The sequence below is a fragment of the Paenibacillus sp. KS1 genome (assembly GCF_001680695.1).
GTDB classification, from domain to species: domain Bacteria; phylum Bacillota; class Bacilli; order Paenibacillales; family Paenibacillaceae; genus Paenibacillus_B; species Paenibacillus_B suaedae.
In genome coordinates this window covers 16,381-31,863 of record NZ_MAIS01000036.1, presented here as the reverse complement: position 1 = coordinate 31,863, position 15,483 = coordinate 16,381, and the positions used below count along the sequence as shown (strand labels likewise).

Annotated in this window: 12 protein-coding genes; 1 reads left to right on the top strand and 11 read right to left on the bottom strand. The window is 48.1% G+C overall.

The annotated features are described in order from the left end of the window. Positions 1–263 precede the first annotated feature (263 nt). The 5 genes from aspS to BBG47_RS13915 all read right to left on the bottom strand — a co-directional run bounded on the left by aspS (position 264) and on the right by BBG47_RS13915 (position 7,042). Positions 264–2,072 (bottom strand): aspartate--tRNA ligase, encoded by a 1,809-nt coding sequence (gene aspS / locus BBG47_RS13935; RefSeq protein WP_065292194.1) that lies wholly within the window; start codon positions 2,070–2,072, stop codon positions 264–266. Between the two features lie 59 nt (positions 2,073–2,131). Beyond that, on the bottom strand, positions 2,132–3,382 hold the full coding sequence (gene hisS, locus BBG47_RS13930) for a histidine--tRNA ligase (protein ID WP_065292193.1): 1,251 nt from the start codon (positions 3,380–3,382) through the stop codon (positions 2,132–2,134). 689 nt (positions 3,383–4,071) lie between these two features. Then, positions 4,072–4,215: a hypothetical protein gene (locus tag BBG47_RS29925; RefSeq protein WP_162833953.1), complete on the bottom strand. Its 144-nt coding sequence runs from the start codon at positions 4,213–4,215 to the stop codon at positions 4,072–4,074. A gap of 65 nt (positions 4,216–4,280) precedes the next feature. Beyond that, positions 4,281–4,727 (bottom strand): D-aminoacyl-tRNA deacylase, encoded by a 447-nt coding sequence (dtd, locus tag BBG47_RS13920; RefSeq protein ID WP_065292191.1) that lies wholly within the window; start codon positions 4,725–4,727, stop codon positions 4,281–4,283. 134 nt (positions 4,728–4,861) lie between these two features. After that, positions 4,862–7,042: a RelA/SpoT family protein gene (locus BBG47_RS13915; protein WP_065292207.1), complete on the bottom strand. Its 2,181-nt coding sequence runs from the start codon at positions 7,040–7,042 to the stop codon at positions 4,862–4,864. A gap of 346 nt (positions 7,043–7,388) precedes the next feature. Here BBG47_RS13915 and uraA point away from each other — a divergent pair, with 346 nt between their 5' ends. Beyond that, a complete protein-coding gene (uraA, locus tag BBG47_RS13910; protein WP_065292190.1) occupies positions 7,389–8,651 on the top strand; it encodes a uracil permease in 1,263 nt (420 codons plus the stop codon). A 100-nt stretch (positions 8,652–8,751) separates the two neighbouring features. On the opposite strand, the gene BBG47_RS13905 is transcribed toward uraA, so the two are convergent. From BBG47_RS13905 to BBG47_RS13885, 6 genes are all read right to left on the bottom strand, one after another. Further along, positions 8,752–9,267: an adenine phosphoribosyltransferase gene (locus tag BBG47_RS13905; protein WP_021257022.1), complete on the bottom strand. Its 516-nt coding sequence runs from the start codon at positions 9,265–9,267 to the stop codon at positions 8,752–8,754. 39 nt (positions 9,268–9,306) lie between these two features. After that, entirely contained in the window at positions 9,307–11,736 is a 2,430-nt protein-coding gene (gene recJ / locus BBG47_RS13900; protein WP_065292189.1) for a single-stranded-DNA-specific exonuclease RecJ, read from the bottom strand. A 21-nt stretch (positions 11,737–11,757) separates the two neighbouring features. Then, positions 11,758–12,708, bottom strand: a complete 951-nt coding sequence (locus BBG47_RS13895) for a cation diffusion facilitator family transporter (RefSeq protein ID WP_065292188.1) — start codon at positions 12,706–12,708, stop codon at positions 11,758–11,760. 151 nt (positions 12,709–12,859) lie between these two features. Then, positions 12,860–13,771, bottom strand: a complete 912-nt coding sequence (gene secF / locus BBG47_RS28970; RefSeq protein ID WP_083189295.1) for a protein translocase subunit SecF — start codon at positions 13,769–13,771, stop codon at positions 12,860–12,862. Further along, positions 13,761–15,029 carry a protein translocase subunit SecD gene (secD, locus tag BBG47_RS28965; RefSeq protein ID WP_072730356.1) on the bottom strand — a complete coding sequence of 423 codons (1,269 nt, stop codon included), beginning with the start codon at positions 15,027–15,029 and terminating at the stop codon, positions 13,761–13,763. The genes secF and secD overlap by 11 nt, the downstream gene beginning before the upstream one ends. A 108-nt stretch (positions 15,030–15,137) precedes the next feature. Beyond that, on the bottom strand, positions 15,138–15,392 hold the full coding sequence (locus BBG47_RS13885; protein ID WP_065292187.1) for a post-transcriptional regulator: 255 nt from the start codon (positions 15,390–15,392) through the stop codon (positions 15,138–15,140). Between the last annotated feature and the right edge of the window lie 91 nt (positions 15,393–15,483).

Here is a 15,483-nt window from a genome sequence, read left to right as displayed (position 1 = left end):
CTCATTATCCATGCATGGTTTATGCATCGTGTGATGTGCAATATTTGCACGTCAATTGGCACACTTCTGCACAAATGGCAACACTTCTGCACAAAAAGCCATCATGCATCAAGTTCGCATCTTAGATGCTTAATCTACTACCTTCTATCGTACCATAGACGGGCTCAAGAACATAGCGGAACGCCCCTTGCCCAAGCATCCGCTAGATAGGAATTTCGGGCGAGGGGCGTTATATGCTAACAGCTTCTTTTCAGCCGTCCGGCTTATTGCTCTTCGTTATTCTCTTGAGTCTTCTCTTCTTTTTCTTTCTTCTTGTACGTCGACTTAATATGCAAAACATCCAACTGAGACTTATCGACTACGTTAGGCGCATCTGTCATCAAGTCTGTTGCGCTTGCCGTTTTCGGGAATGCGATCGTCTCGCGCAAGTTCGTACGTCCTGCAAGCAGCATTACGAGGCGATCCAAGCCGAATGCAATACCGCCGTGTGGAGGCGTACCATATTCGAAGGCATTCATCAAGAAGCCGAATTTTTGTTGTGCTTCTTCTGGTGTGAAGCCAAGCGCCGCGAACATCTTCTCTTGTACATCGCGGTTGTAAATACGCATCGAACCGCCGCCGATTTCATAACCGTTCAAGACAAGGTCATAAGCTTGAGCGCGGATTTGGCCTGGATCAGTATCGAACAATGCCAAGTCTTCGTCCTTCGGACGTGTGAACGGATGGTGTTCCGCTACATAACGCTTCGCTTCTTCGTCGTAGCCAAGCAATGGGAAGTCAACAACCCATGCGAACTTGAACGCATTGTCATCGATCAGGTTCAAGCGGCGACCGATCAAGAGACGAAGGTTGCCGAGCACATCGTATACCACTTTACGCTTGTCCGCAGAGAAGAGCAGCAAGTCTCCCTCTTCTGCGCCTGTACGCTCACGAAGGGATGCGATTTCTTCCTCGCTCATGAACTTCACGATCGGACCGCGGAATTCGCCGTCCTTCACTTGAATCCAAGCCAAGCCTTTCGCACCATAGCGTGCTGCATACGGTGCCAAGTCGTCGATGTCCTTACGGCTCCATGTTCCGCAGCCTTTTGCATTCAATACTTTTACAACGCCGCCTTTTTCAATAACAGACCCGAATACTTTAACGCCGCTGTTCTGTACGATATCGCACACATCCACAAGCTCAAGGCCAAAGCGAAGATCCGGCTTATCGGAGCCGTATTTCTCCATTGCGTCTTGATACGTAATGCGTTGGAATGGCGTAGGAATATCTACTCCTAATGTTGTCTTGAACAAACGAACCATCAATTGCTCCATCATTTCATGCAATTGCTCTGTAGACATGAAGGACGTTTCGATGTCCACCTGTGTGAATTCTGGTTGACGGTCTGCACGCAAGTCTTCATCGCGGAAGCAGCGCGCAATTTGATAGTAACGCTCAACGCCGGATACCATAAGCAGCTGCTTGAAGATTTGCGGCGATTGCGGCAATGCATAGAATTCACCTGGATGCACACGGCTTGGTACTAGGTAGTCACGTGCGCCTTCTGGCGTAATCATTGTCAAGATTGGTGTTTCTACATCGATGAATTCATTCTCTTCCAGGAAATCACGGAATACTTTCGTTGCTTTGGAACGAAGCATCAGTGTCTTTTGCATTTCCGGACGACGAAGATCGAGGTAACGATATTTCAAACGAAGGGACTCATCAATTTCGATGCCATCTTCGATGAAGAATGGCGGGTTCTTCGCTGCATTCAAAATTTCAATTTCTGTTACGCGAACTTCAACATCGCCTGTCGGCAGGTTCGGGTTTACCGTTTCTGCATCGCGTTCAACGACTGTACCGCGAACAGCAAGCACATACTCGTTACGCGCACGATCTGCAATGTCGTGAGCCTCTTGAGAGAAATCAGGGTTGAATACGACCTGTACAAGTCCGCTTCTGTCGCGCAAATCGATAAATAATACCCCGCCCAAGTCACGACGACGCTGTACCCATCCATTCAGGGTAACCGTTTCGCCAATTCGTTCTTTTGTAATTTTTCCGCACTGATGCGTTTTGTACATCATAGGATGCACGCTCCTCACATTAATATAGTTCATCCATTTACGAATGGAATTGAGCCTAGTTAAGCTCTTTCGATTGCTTCAGCCAATTGCTCCAGCTTCACGAACTGCTGCTCTCCTGTTTCCAGATGCTTCAACGCGATCTCTCCACGTGCCAACTCGTCATCGCCGAGAATTCCTGCATACCGAGCCCTCATGCGATCGGCTGATTTCATTTGCGCCTTCATCTTGCGTCCTTGGTAGTCCTTCTCGGCAGCGATGCCAGCTGTACGCAATGCGTACAACAGCTTCGTCACCTCATCCTCTGCTTGTTCACCAAGTCCTACGAGATAAATATCAAGCGGCGGCTGCTCATTGCAGGCAATGCCTTGCTTATCAAGCAGAAGCACAATTCGCTCCATCCCGATACCGAAGCCAATACCTGTCTGCTCAGGACCGCCGATATCAGCGACTAGACCATTGTAGCGGCCTCCGCCCCCTACGGTATCAATGGCTCCAATCCCTTGGGCCTTATATTCGAATGCCGTATGCGTATAGTAATCCAAGCCGCGCACAAGACGGTGGTTCACTTCATACTCGACGCCCATCGCTGTTAAGTGCTGCTTCACCTTCTCGAAGTGTGTTGCACATTCTTCATCCAAGCTGTCCAGAATTGATGGTGCATTCGTGAACTTGTCCTGATCGACCTTACAGTCGAGCACACGCAGCGGATTACGCTCCATCCGGGATTGGCAATCCTTGCACAGTGTCTCCTTCATCGGCATCAGGAAGCCAAGCAAAGTCTCGCGGTAAGCCGCACGGCTCGGTGCGTTGCCGACAGAGTTAATCTCGACACGAACACCGCTCAAGCCAATATCCTTCATGAACTGATAGCCAAGAGCAACAATTTCAGCGTCTAAGCTAGGATCAACAGACCCGAAGGCTTCCACGCCGAATTGGTGGAACTGGCGATAGCGACCCGCCTGCGGGCGTTCATACCGGAACATCGGTCCCATGTAATACAGCTTCGTCAAGTCCGGTTCACCATACAGCTTGTTCTCTACATACGAGCGAACTACGCCTGCAGTATTCTCTGGACGCAGTGTCATGCTGCGGTCGCCCTTATCCCGGAACGTATACATTTCCTTTTCAACGATATCCGTTGTTTCACCAACACCACGCTCGAACAGCTCAGTCTGTTCGAAGATTGGAGTCCGGATTTCTTTAAAGTTGAAACGACGGCAGATATCCCGAGCTTTTTGCTCGACTGTTTGCCAAATTTCAACCGTGCCAGGCAGCAAATCCTGTGTACCCGTAGGTTTTTGATATGCCATGAGCGCTAACCTCCTAATCATTTTGTCTATAAAATAAAAAATCTCCCGCCCCGCAAATGATTCATTTGCAAAGGGACGAGAGATGGTATGTTCCATTCACCCGTGGTGCCACCCACATTCCGCAATCGTAAGCACTGTGCCCTAATAACAGGACGCACATCGATGTAATCTCCGATTACGCTTCATTCACGTGTAACGTACGTCATACGCCATACGGCTACTTGGACATTAGGTCTGTCCTACCTTGAGAGCTCAATGCTTTATTCAAGATCGATGCTTCTCGCTTCGCCGCAGGTTCTCGAGGATGTCATTCATCCGTCCATCATCAAGGTTCTTCCAGCCGTGGAACCTCTCTCTGCATATGTGGATACGAATTACTTGTTCCTGTCATCAAATCATCATTTTCATTTACATGTAAAGTCGGAATATAAAGAACATTGTAAGGATGTAGCACGCTAAAGTCAAGAAAAAAACCTACATCGCTGTAGGTTTATCAATAAGATATATTATTAAAAGGGGGTCATGTCTGTTATTATAGGTATCCAATGTTAAGGAAACATGAAACAAAGATTACAATAAGATTACAAAAAATAAAGCGCTTTATTTTCCGTCGTTCCTCTCCACCATCAAAACAAAAAAATACGCCCCAAAAGGGCGCATTCACTGGTATGATGCAGACTGCGATTGCACTACCGCTTCATGCCTTCACCATTTCGACGTGTCGCTTGCCTGTGCTCTTCCTCTTGCTGCAATGCCGCAGCGGATTCACGCAGCGACTGCATTCCTGACAAGCAGCTGTACTGGATTGCTAACTGATGCAGTGACTGGCGCATCGAATCGCTCCTTTGCCTTGTGCGTCACAGAAGTGCCAGTTCTAGTATAGCCAGCCAGGAAGCTGTTATTCGGTACGGCTATCGACGACTAGCGTAACCGGTCCGTCATTAATAAGATGCACATCCATCATGGCTCCGAACTTCCCAGTCGCAACTTCTAAACCAAGTGTACGGAGACGTTCATTGAATAAATCATATAGTGGCTCCGCCTGCTCAGGACGAGCCGCTGCCATGAAGTTCGGGCGTCTTCCCTTCCGGCAATCCCCGTACAGGGTAAACTGAGATACCGATAAAATGCTGCCGCCTACATCCTGTACAGAGCTGTTCATTTTGCCAGATTCATCTTCAAAAATACGAAGACCTGCAAGCTTATCCGCCATCCATTCGATATCTCGATCTGTATCTTCGTGTGTAATGCCCACAAGAAGCATTAACCCCTGCCCAATGCTGCCAACTGTTACTCCATCAACTTCCACATGCGCCTCCTTGCAGCGCTGTACAACTACCTTCATGTCGCATCCTCCTTGCAGTCCCTTATTACGGTCACAACACCCTTGTAGGGGCCCGGCTTGCTAGTTAAGCGTGCCTGTCATCTGTCGTTATATCCTTCTATTTCCAACATCCCTGCATGTAAAAAGGCAGCGAATTATTGCATAATTCGCTGCACTGTATATACGTCTTTTACTCGTTTGATCTTCTCTACTACAGACTGAAGATGATCCGTATTTCGAATGAGAATCGTCATATGAATCATCGCCAGCTTATTACGGTCAGAACGGCCTGATACTGCTGCAATATTGGTCTTGCTCTCGGATACAGCCTGCAGCACTTCGTTCAAGAAGCCACGTCGATCCATCCCGGTAATCTCGATATCGACACTATAATTCGCCTCAGCAGACTCTCCCCACTCCACATCAATCATCCGTGCAGCGTCTTCGCCATCCGTTGTCGATACGACATTCACGCAATCTGCCCGATGGACAGATACGCCTCTTCCGCGGGTTACATAGCCGACAATATCGTCCCCCGGCACTGGATTGCAGCACCGTGCAAAGCGAACGAGGAGATTATCAATTCCCTTAACGGTAATGCCGTGAGTCGGACGATGCTTGCGAACAGGCTCCTTCTTGACTTCCTTCACTTCATGCGTTAATTCAATCTGACTTGCTTCCTCGGCTTCCTTGCGCATCTTCTCCGTCATGCGGGTGCATACCTGCGCTGCAGTAATCCCGCTGAAGCCTACGGCAGACATCATATCTTCAATATCGTTGAAATTGAATTTCTTGGCTGCTTCCATCAGCTTCTCATCTGCCATCCATACGGATGTCTCGAGCCCAAGACGCTTCAGTTCACGTTCAATGGATTCCCGGCCCTTCTGCACATTCTCTTCTCGCTTCTCCTTCTTGAACCATTGCTTAATCTTAGAGCGCGCATGCGAAGATTGTGCGATCTTAATCCAGTCCGGGCTAGGACCATAGGAATGCTTTGAAGTTAAGATCTCAACGATATCCCCGGTCTTCAGCTGATGATCAAGCGGTACGATCCGTCCATTCACCTTCGCACCGATCGTCCGATTTCCAACTTCCGTATGGATGCGGAAGGCGAAGTCGAGCGGTACTGAACCGGATGGAAGCTCAATAACTTCTCCCTTCGGCGTAAATACAAATACGAGATCAGAGAAGAAGTCCATTTTGAGCGACTCTACAAATTCCTGGGCATCCTTGGTTTCCTGCTGCAAATCCAAGATTTCACGCAAGAAGTGCATCTTCTCTTCGAAGCTGCCGCCAATCGTGCCATTCCCCTCTTTGTAGGCCCAATGAGCCGCGATACCGTACTCGGCCGTACGGTGCATGTCCCAAGTGCGAATCTGAACTTCCGTAGGCTCGCCCGTAGGTCCGATGACCGTTGTATGCAAGGACTGATACATGTTCGTCTTCGGCATCGCAATATAGTCTTTGAATCTACCTGGCATCGGCTTCCACAGTGTGTGGATAATCCCTAAGGTCGCATAACAGTCTTTAATATTGTCGACAATAATTCGAATGGCAAGCAAATCATAGATCTCGTTGAACTGCTTGCTCTTCGCCGTCATTTTTTTGTACACACTATAAATATGTTTTGGGCGTCCTGACAGATCAGCTGTAATTCCCATCTCATCGAGTTTTTCTTTGATCCGGGAAATGACATCCGAAATGTACTGCTCACGTTCTGCCCGCTTCTTATGCATCAAATTCGCAATGCGATAATACTGCTGCGGATTCAAATACCGAAGCGCAATGTCCTCCATCTCCCATTTGATCGCGGAAATACCCAGACGATGCGCAATCGGACAGAAAATTTCCAGCGTTTCATACGCGATACGGCGCTGGCTTTCCTCCGACTGATATTTGAGCGTTCTCATATTATGCAGTCTGTCCGCCAGCTTAATGACGATGACTCGGATATCATTTGCCATAGCTACGAACATTTTGCGATAGTTTTCATTTTGCTGCTCTTCTTTAGAGCGGAATTGGATGCGTTCCAGCTTCGTCAGTCCGTCAACGAGCATCGCGCATGTCTCCCCGAACTTAGCTCGCACTTCCTCCAGGGATACGGATGTATCTTCTACGACGTCGTGCAGCAAGGCCGCAACGACAGAGGTAGGATCCATCTGCATGCCAACAACGATGTCTGCAACGGCCAACGGATGCAATATATAAGGTTCACCGGATTTCCGGACTTGTCCGGTATGCGCTTTGTCCGCAAATTCGTATGCATCGCGGATGCGATCGAGATCCGGTTCTTTCATATAGGTCGCAGCTTTCTCAATTAATTGCTCGATACCCATTGGAGTCGACTCGGTTCCTTTCTTCATCCGGGGACACCTCCCCTAGATTACAGAGTATCCTATAATTATGCCTTTATTCGGTGTCACTCGTCAATGGTTTCCGATCCTTATCATCCGTGAGTGGTGTTTATATATGTCGAAATTTGCAGAATAATCTCGTTTCTTATGGGCATTTGACGTTTTTTTATGCAAATCGAGTAAAATGTTGTTGAAATGAAGGGGGCTTAACCTGTAAATTATATAGTTGGGTCTTAAAGCGGTAATTCAAGAAGTTCGAACTTTTTGAAATGGGATGTGTAAACATGGCCCGAATACAACTACATATTAGAAAAAGGAGTGCATTCGCTTGCAACGCGAAATTCAAGTGCATGAAAAACCTGGCTTCGCTCCAGGGCTGCTGCTCAGCATTCAACATTTGTTCGCCATGTTCGGTTCAACCGTGCTTGTACCTAACCTATTTGGGGTCGATCCAGGGATTGTACTGCTGATGAACGGACTAGGTACACTATTCTATCTCATTCTGTGCCGCGGTATGATTCCTGCTTATTTGGGATCGAGCTTCGCCTTCATTTCTCCGGTTATGGTCGTTCTCTCTGGTCATGCGGAGAATTATGCACAAGCACTTGGCGGTTTTATCGTATCAGGTATTATATTTATCGTAGTGGCTCTCATTGTCCAAATGGCAGGCACTCGCTGGCTTGACGTATTGTTCCCCCCTGCAGCAATGGGCGCCATTGTTGCGGTTATCGGTTTGGAGCTTGTACCGGTTGCTGCCAACATGTCTGGCTTCATTCCTGCTGGCCCAGATGCCCCATTGGATGGGAAAGCAGTGACGCTTGCATTGATCACATTGGGTGTGACCGTAATCGGTAATGTTATGTTCCGAGGATTCTTTAAGATTATCCCGATATTGATCGGTATTATTACTGGTTATGTGTCGGCTTACCTTATGGGCTATGTGAATATGGATAAGGTCGTTGAGGCATCGTTCATCTCACTGCCTACGGTTACAACCCCAGAATGGAATATGACTGCCATACTTACCATCATTCCCGCGGCGCTCGTCGTTGTCGTGGAGCATATCGGTCACTTGATGGTAACGAGCAACATTGTAGGAAAAGACTTATCCAAAGAACCTGGCTTGCATCGTTCCTTGCTTGGTAATGGTATTTCTACTGTCATTTCTGGTTTCATGGGTTCCACACCGAATACAACATATGGTGAAAATATCGGCGTTATGGCGCTGACACGCGTATACTCCGTATGGGTTGTCGGCGGCGCTGCTGTATTCGCAGTTATCCTGTCGTTCTTCGGCAACGTGTCCGCATTGATTGCGAACATTCCTGTTCCCGTTATGGGCGGCGTATCCCTGCTCTTGTTCGGGGTCATTGCTGCATCTGGTCTCCGCGTTCTTGTGGACTCCAAGGTTGACTTCAGCAAGCCGAAGAATCTGCTGCTGACAACCCTCGTCATCGTCATCGGGATCAGCGGTGCCAAGCTCCAGTTCGGTGCTGTTGAATTGAAAGGGATGGCGCTCGCAACTGTGCTTGCGATTGTACTGAACGTGTTCTTCATCATTCTGGACAAGCTTCACTTGTCTAACGAATAATATTGAATCATACAAAAAAATCCCTTGCACGCATCTTCATCTATCACGGAAGAAGAGGCGGCAGGGGATTTTTATTATCATTGCTTCACAAGAGAACGAATTAATATTGAACGAGCGAAATAACGTCGATGCCTTCGCCCAATTTGTCACGGCCGTTCAATTCACTAAGCTCAATCAGGAATACCGCACCAACGACTTCGCCGCCCAACTGACGAACGAGATCAATCGTAGACTTGATTGTACCGCCCGTAGCGAGCAGGTCATCTGCGATAAGCACTTTTTGGCCAGGCTGAATCGCATCCTTGTGCATAGCTAGCTTATCCTTGCCATACTCCAAGTCATAACCGACCTCAATCGTCTCTCCTGGAAGTTTACCACTCTTGCGGACAGGAATGAAACCAGCACCGATAGACAATGCCAATGGAGCACCTACTACGAATCCGCGCGCTTCTGGCCCTGCTACGAGATCAATCTGCTTATCCTTTACGAGTTCATGCATCGCTTCAATGGTCGCCTTGTAGGCTTGGCCATCCTTCAACAATGTTGTTATGTCCTTGAAGCTGATGCCTGGTTGTGGGAAATCAGGAATCACCCGAATATGCTGTTTTAAATCCATTAAAAATCCTCCCTTGGAATTATCCAAATATAATATAGCTTACTTGCAACGCGCTTCATCCCAATATGACCATATCCATGCCGCTAATTCCTCAGTCACTGGTTCGTACCAGCGAGATTCCCAGGCTGCTGCGGTCATCCAATCCTGATAGCGCTGTGATTGTTCAAGTGATGTTTTGTTCGGCTGCTGTACAATGCTGTAAACGCTGTTGTTCGAAGAAGATGTACAAGTAATAAAGTCCAATTCCTTAAATACTTCCATCAGCATCAGCAGTTCTCTTTCATTCATACGCAATCGCTTCGCAAGCGAAGACATCGTTGACACTTCCGTATCCCAAGTGCCGACTCGCTTCAGCTCGCTATATGCATAGGCCATTCGATCACGACTAGGCGTGAACAGCCGCCCGCCTTCCGGCTGGCGCGGGAGTATGGCATGTATTCTTCCTACATTCGGAAGCTGATCTGCCAACCGCTTCAGCTCCCACTCCGATGGAGGGATACTGCACAGCACGAGCTCATGGATATGCTTCGACACGTTCCCAAGCATTGATTCATCCGCTGCCCATGCCCAGGAGCTCGGTATGACGGTAGGCCCTTCAAGCTCATCGCTATACAACCAGACGAACGGTTCAGCGGCATACACTCCTGCCTGCTCTCGTGTCATAAGTAGAGCGCTTGTCTGCGGTTCGTCCTGCTCGAGTGTTCTTGCCAACTCGATAGCTGATTCGAGTGGACGAGCAGTTGCGCGACGATCGAATAGCTGTCGTTCTGTAATCTGGATATCCTGCATCATCAACTGTGGCTTGCGCTGTCCATTCCATTCATTGATCGACAGCTCTCCAAGCACATCAACCTGCACATCATTGGCAATTCGGTAGGACAATGCCCCTTTATGAAATGCCACCGCATCCAATGTAGCACGCTCTTTGCCTAACATCAACTTTAAATGTTGTCCTTCTTTCCCCATCGTGCGCTTATCGCGTACTACCGCGTTGCGAATAACCACACGCGGACTAGGATTGCCCATTCCGAATGGCGCTAGACGCCCTAATTGCTCAATTACTTCCAGCGGAACATCATCAAGCTCACATTCCGCATCGACTTCCGTGCATGGAATGTAATCATCCTCGGTCAATCTCTCCGCAGCCGTCTTATTCAAGCGTTCCTCCAGCTCGGATAATCGATCGCGATGAATCGTCATCCCGGCGGCAGCCTGGTGACCGCCATAGTGTTCGAACACCTCTGCGCATTCCGTCATCGATTCATATAAGTCAAACCCTGCAATCGAACGGGCCGAGCCCTTGCAAAATCCTGATTCTTCATCAATCCCAAGCACGAAGGTAGGCCGATAATAGCGTTCTACAATCTTCGAAGCAACAATGCCGATAACGCCGACATTCCAGCCCTCTGCTGCGAGAACGATGACATTCGGAACCTCGCCTGTATCAGTCATCTTCTCCGTCAACTGTGCCTCTGCTTCCTTCACGATGCCTTCTACGATCTTCTGCCGCTCCTTATTCAATCGATCCAGCTCAGATGCATAAGCGATAGCTGTCTCATCCTCATCAGCCGTTAACAATTGAACCGCGATATCGGCATGATCGAGCCGGCCGCTTGCATTAATGCGCGGAGCCATTGAGAAGGCAATACTTGTCGATGTTACTTCTGTCGGATCTATCGCGCCAATGGTCATCAAAGCGCGAATGCCCGCATATTGGGAACGAGCCATGCGCTTCAATGCTTCCTGAACAATGACTCGATTCTCTCCGAGTAGCGGCATCAAGTCAGCCACTGTTCCAATCGCAGCAAGCTCCAGATAATGTTCGGGCACTTTGCCGAGTAATGCATGAGCCAGCTTAAAAGCTACCCCCACCCCAGCCAATCCCTTGAATGGGTAGGGGCAATAAGGAAGCTTCGGATTGACGAGGGCATATGCTTCTGGAAGCTGCTCAGGCGGCTCATGGTGATCCGTAACAACGATATCAATACCAAGCTCTTTCGCATAGGCAACCTGCTCTACGGCACTAATGCCAGTGTCGACGGTTACGATAAGCGTACAGCCTTGTGCCTTCGCATCATCAATCGCGCCATTGTTGAGTCCATATCCTTCATACGCACGATGCGGGATATAGTAATCGAAGTTCGCCTCCAGCTCTCGCATCAGGTAAATCATAAGCGAAGTACTCGATACGCCATCCGCATCATAGTCACCGTAAATCCGAATTTTCTCTCCGCTATTTAACGCCCGTCTTATCCGTCCCGCCGCTTCTTCCATCCCTGCCATGAGGAACGGGTCATGCAGTTGGTTGACATCAGCATATAAAAACTGCTGGATCTGCTCCGCAGTGTCAATCCCACGTACGACCATCATACGAGCCAACAATGGCGATAATTTGGCTTCTTGTGCCAATTGACTCACTTGCTCGTCTGACGTTGCCGCGCAGATCCACCGTGAACGTGGATGAAGCATTCTTTATCTCCTTTATTATCCTTATTGCAGCAATGTGGAGGCATCCTCACTACGTGCTTCCTGAGATCGATAAGGGAATCCCGGATCGAATGGATTCACATGCACGAATACATCCGCTACATGGATAAACCGCTGCAATAAATGTTTTTTGACTCGCTTGGCAACTGTATGTCCTTCCGCTACCGTCAAGCGAGGATTGACGCTAATTTTGACATCTACAATCACATAATGTCCGTGCTCGCGCGCTCGCAGCTCATCAACAGTAATTACACCGTCAACGGATTGCACTGCTCGAATAAGTGGATTCGCATCCTCATCATGCAGGACGTGATCCATGGTGGAGTGGATGGAGTCCAGTACGAGCCGATACCCCATTCGTAGGACGAGCAGAGCTACAACAGCACCCGCGATCGGATCTAAATAGAGAAGCCAGCTAATGCCTAGTCTGCCGCCAATCATTGCTCCCCCAACGCCTGCCAGTGCCGCAATAGACGAGTATACATCAGATCGATGCTCCCACGCATTTGCAATTAATGCCTGCGACGATAAGCGCTTGCCCAATCGGAATTTGTACTGGAACATACTCTCCTTCGCTACGATGGACAAAATAATAGCTGCCAGCGCATACCACTCTGGCACGACGACTTTGCCATTCCATATTGACTTAGCCGCAGAGATTGCCAGTTCAATTCCCACGACTAGCAGCAGTACAGAGACGACAATTGCAGCAATCGATTCTGCCTTGCCGTGACCATATGGATGATCTTTGTCTGGAGGACGCTTAGCCGCCTTCAAACCGACTAGAACAGCGAATGAACCCGCTACATCCGAAGCAGAATGAAAGGCATCTGCGATAAGCGCCTGGCTCCCGGACAAAAATCCGGCTATTCCCTTGACTCCAGCTAATAAGATATTCCCGATAATTCCTACCCAGGCTCCGGTCTCCGCCTTGGCAAATCGGTCAGTAGACATGCAGCATCCCTCGTTTGTTTAATCATCATTGTGATCATGGCGGCTTACACAACGCCAAAACCGCGTCACAAACGGACGCGGCTTTATCGTATGTTTCTTAACTCCAGATTATGAGAGAAAAGAAAAACAAATGGTTTCTTTACAAAATAAATTACTTTGCTTCCTGCGGCTTAGCAGAAGCTTTTGGTTTCTTGCTCTCTTTGTTCTTCAATACGACCCACAGCGGGCTTGCAATGAAGATGGACGAGTAAGCACCGAAGCCGAGACCGAATAGAATCGCAAGTGAGAACATCCGGATTGACTCACTGCCAAAGATGAACAGGCAGAGCGCCGTTACCAATACAGTCAATACTGTATTGATGGAACGAGTGAGCGTTTGGTAGATACTGTCGTTAACCAAATGAGCCAAGTCATCCATGCTCTTGATCTTCGAAAAACGTAAATTCTCACGAATCCGGTCAAAAATAACGATCGTATCGTTAATGGAATAACCGATGATCGTCAGCACCGCAATAATAAACGGCAGCGTGACCTCCAACCGGAAGATGGAGAACAAGCTGATAACCATAAATGCATCGTGCAGCAGGGCGACAACCGCTGATACGGCAAAGCGCCACTCAAAGCGGATGCTGACATAGATAATAATCCCGATACTCGCGATCAATACAGCGAGCAGTGCATTACGCTGCAATTCACGAGCAATCTCTACATCAACCGTATTGATTTCCATGGAAGAGCCTTCATCAATCTTCTTCATGTCCGCCTTGAACTGCTTTTCGTGCTGCTCATCAAGAACTTCAGTGAAGCGTACGGTAATACGTTCCGCCCCCATCGTAATCGTAGGTTCTTTTTTGAAATTATATGTTTTCAGCAGATCTTCCACTTGTGATTTCTCAATTTTCTTCGTGACGTTGATATCCACATTCGTACCAGAGCTGAAATCAACACCGTAGTTCAATCCGAATATCGATAGAGACAACGAACCGAGAATGGTAATCACGATCGAGAAGATAAAGAAATATTTACTCTGATGAACAAAGTTGAATGTTCCCTTAAAGCGCACGGATTTCACTCTCCTTTACGCCAAAATATCCTGGCTTGCTCAATAACTTCGATTTCGCAAGCAGATGTAGGAACACACGCGACAAGAATACGTTTGTGAAAATACTGCAAATGACTGTCATCATCAAGATGAGTGCGAAGCCTTTAACGGAGCTTTCACCCATGATGTACATAACAACACCTGCAATAATCGTCGTTACGTTCGCATCCATAATGGTTCTGAACGAGTTCTTCGAACCAGCCTTGAGTGCGGAGTTAATCGATTTACCGCTGCGCAGCTCTTCCTTAATCCGTTCATAAGTAATGATGTTCGCATCGACTGCCATACCAAGACCGAGAATGAACGCCGCAATACCCGGCAATGTCAGTGTAATATCAGCCAGCCAGAACAACACGAGCAGAAGCCATGTGAACAAGACGAGCGAGAAGCTCGCAATTACCCCTGGCAAACGGTAAACAAGCAGCATGAACACGAGAATCAGTGCCGATCCGATCAAGCCGGCTTTCACCGTTTGTTCCAACGACAACTTACCTAGTGTTGCAGCAACACTTTGGGAGTATTTTTCTGTCAGTTTCAGCGGCAATGCGCCAAGGTTGATTTTGTCGCGAAGGTCATTCGCTTCCTCAACCGTGCGCTGACCAGTAATCGTCGCCTCTCCACCCGGAATCTCGTAGTTAACAGCCGGATCAGAGATCATATTCTCATCCATGAAGATTGCCAAGTGGTTGCGCTGCTCACCGGCAAGTGAAGCAAGACGTTTCGTCAATTCAGAGAATTTGCCTGCATCCTTCATCTTGATAGCTACAATTGGTTGGTGCAACTCGTTAAATACGACGCTCGCGCCACCCTCCTTGAAGTCTGTTCCCTGCAATTCCACCTTACAGTAGTCCGTGGCTTCCTTGCAGCCGTCAGAACTACGGAAGGTCAGCACCGAAGGCTCCTTTAATTTCTTGCGAACTTCTTCCTCATTCTTCACATCGGCAAGCTTGACACGAATCCGATCCGAACCTTCAATGATGATCTCCGGTTCGCTCGTGCCGTTAGCATCAATACGCTTAGCCAAGCTCTTCGCCGTTTGTTTCAACGCCTCATTTGTAATTTTGCCACCCGATTCAAGCGGCGATGCTTGATACAATATTTCAAAGCCGCCCTTCAAATCGAGCCCAAGACGTATGCTGTTGACGATCGAAGGGCTTGTCCAAAAAATGACGCCTAGCGAAACGACAACGATGAGCAGGAATGCGGTCACCCTTTTCATATCGTCCCTAGTCCCCTTTCATATTCAATATTCCTATTATATCGGCGCTCATTTTTCGCGTCAATTTTAAGAATCATGGCAAACAAACAAAAAAAAGGCCTCGCCTTATTAAAAGGGAGCGCCCCGATATGCGGCAACTGTTATATAATTCATAAATTGCGTTGCTTTAAGCGATAAAATGTCATTTACAACCTTATGCAGCGCAGGTTCGCTTCCATTTTTTACATACTTCGAACTTACACATTCCCATACATCCTTACCGGTAACGTGCTCGTACCCAATCAAGCGCAATTCTTCTGCTTTGCTCTCACAGCACAGTTCAATTGCCTCGATACGTTCCGCGTCACTAATTAGTTCTGTCATGCCGCATAACTCCCTTCTCCACGTTAGTCATAATTCGACCCTCTCCTCTTGAATTCCTGCTAATACGCAAGCGCTAGGCTGAAAAATCTCC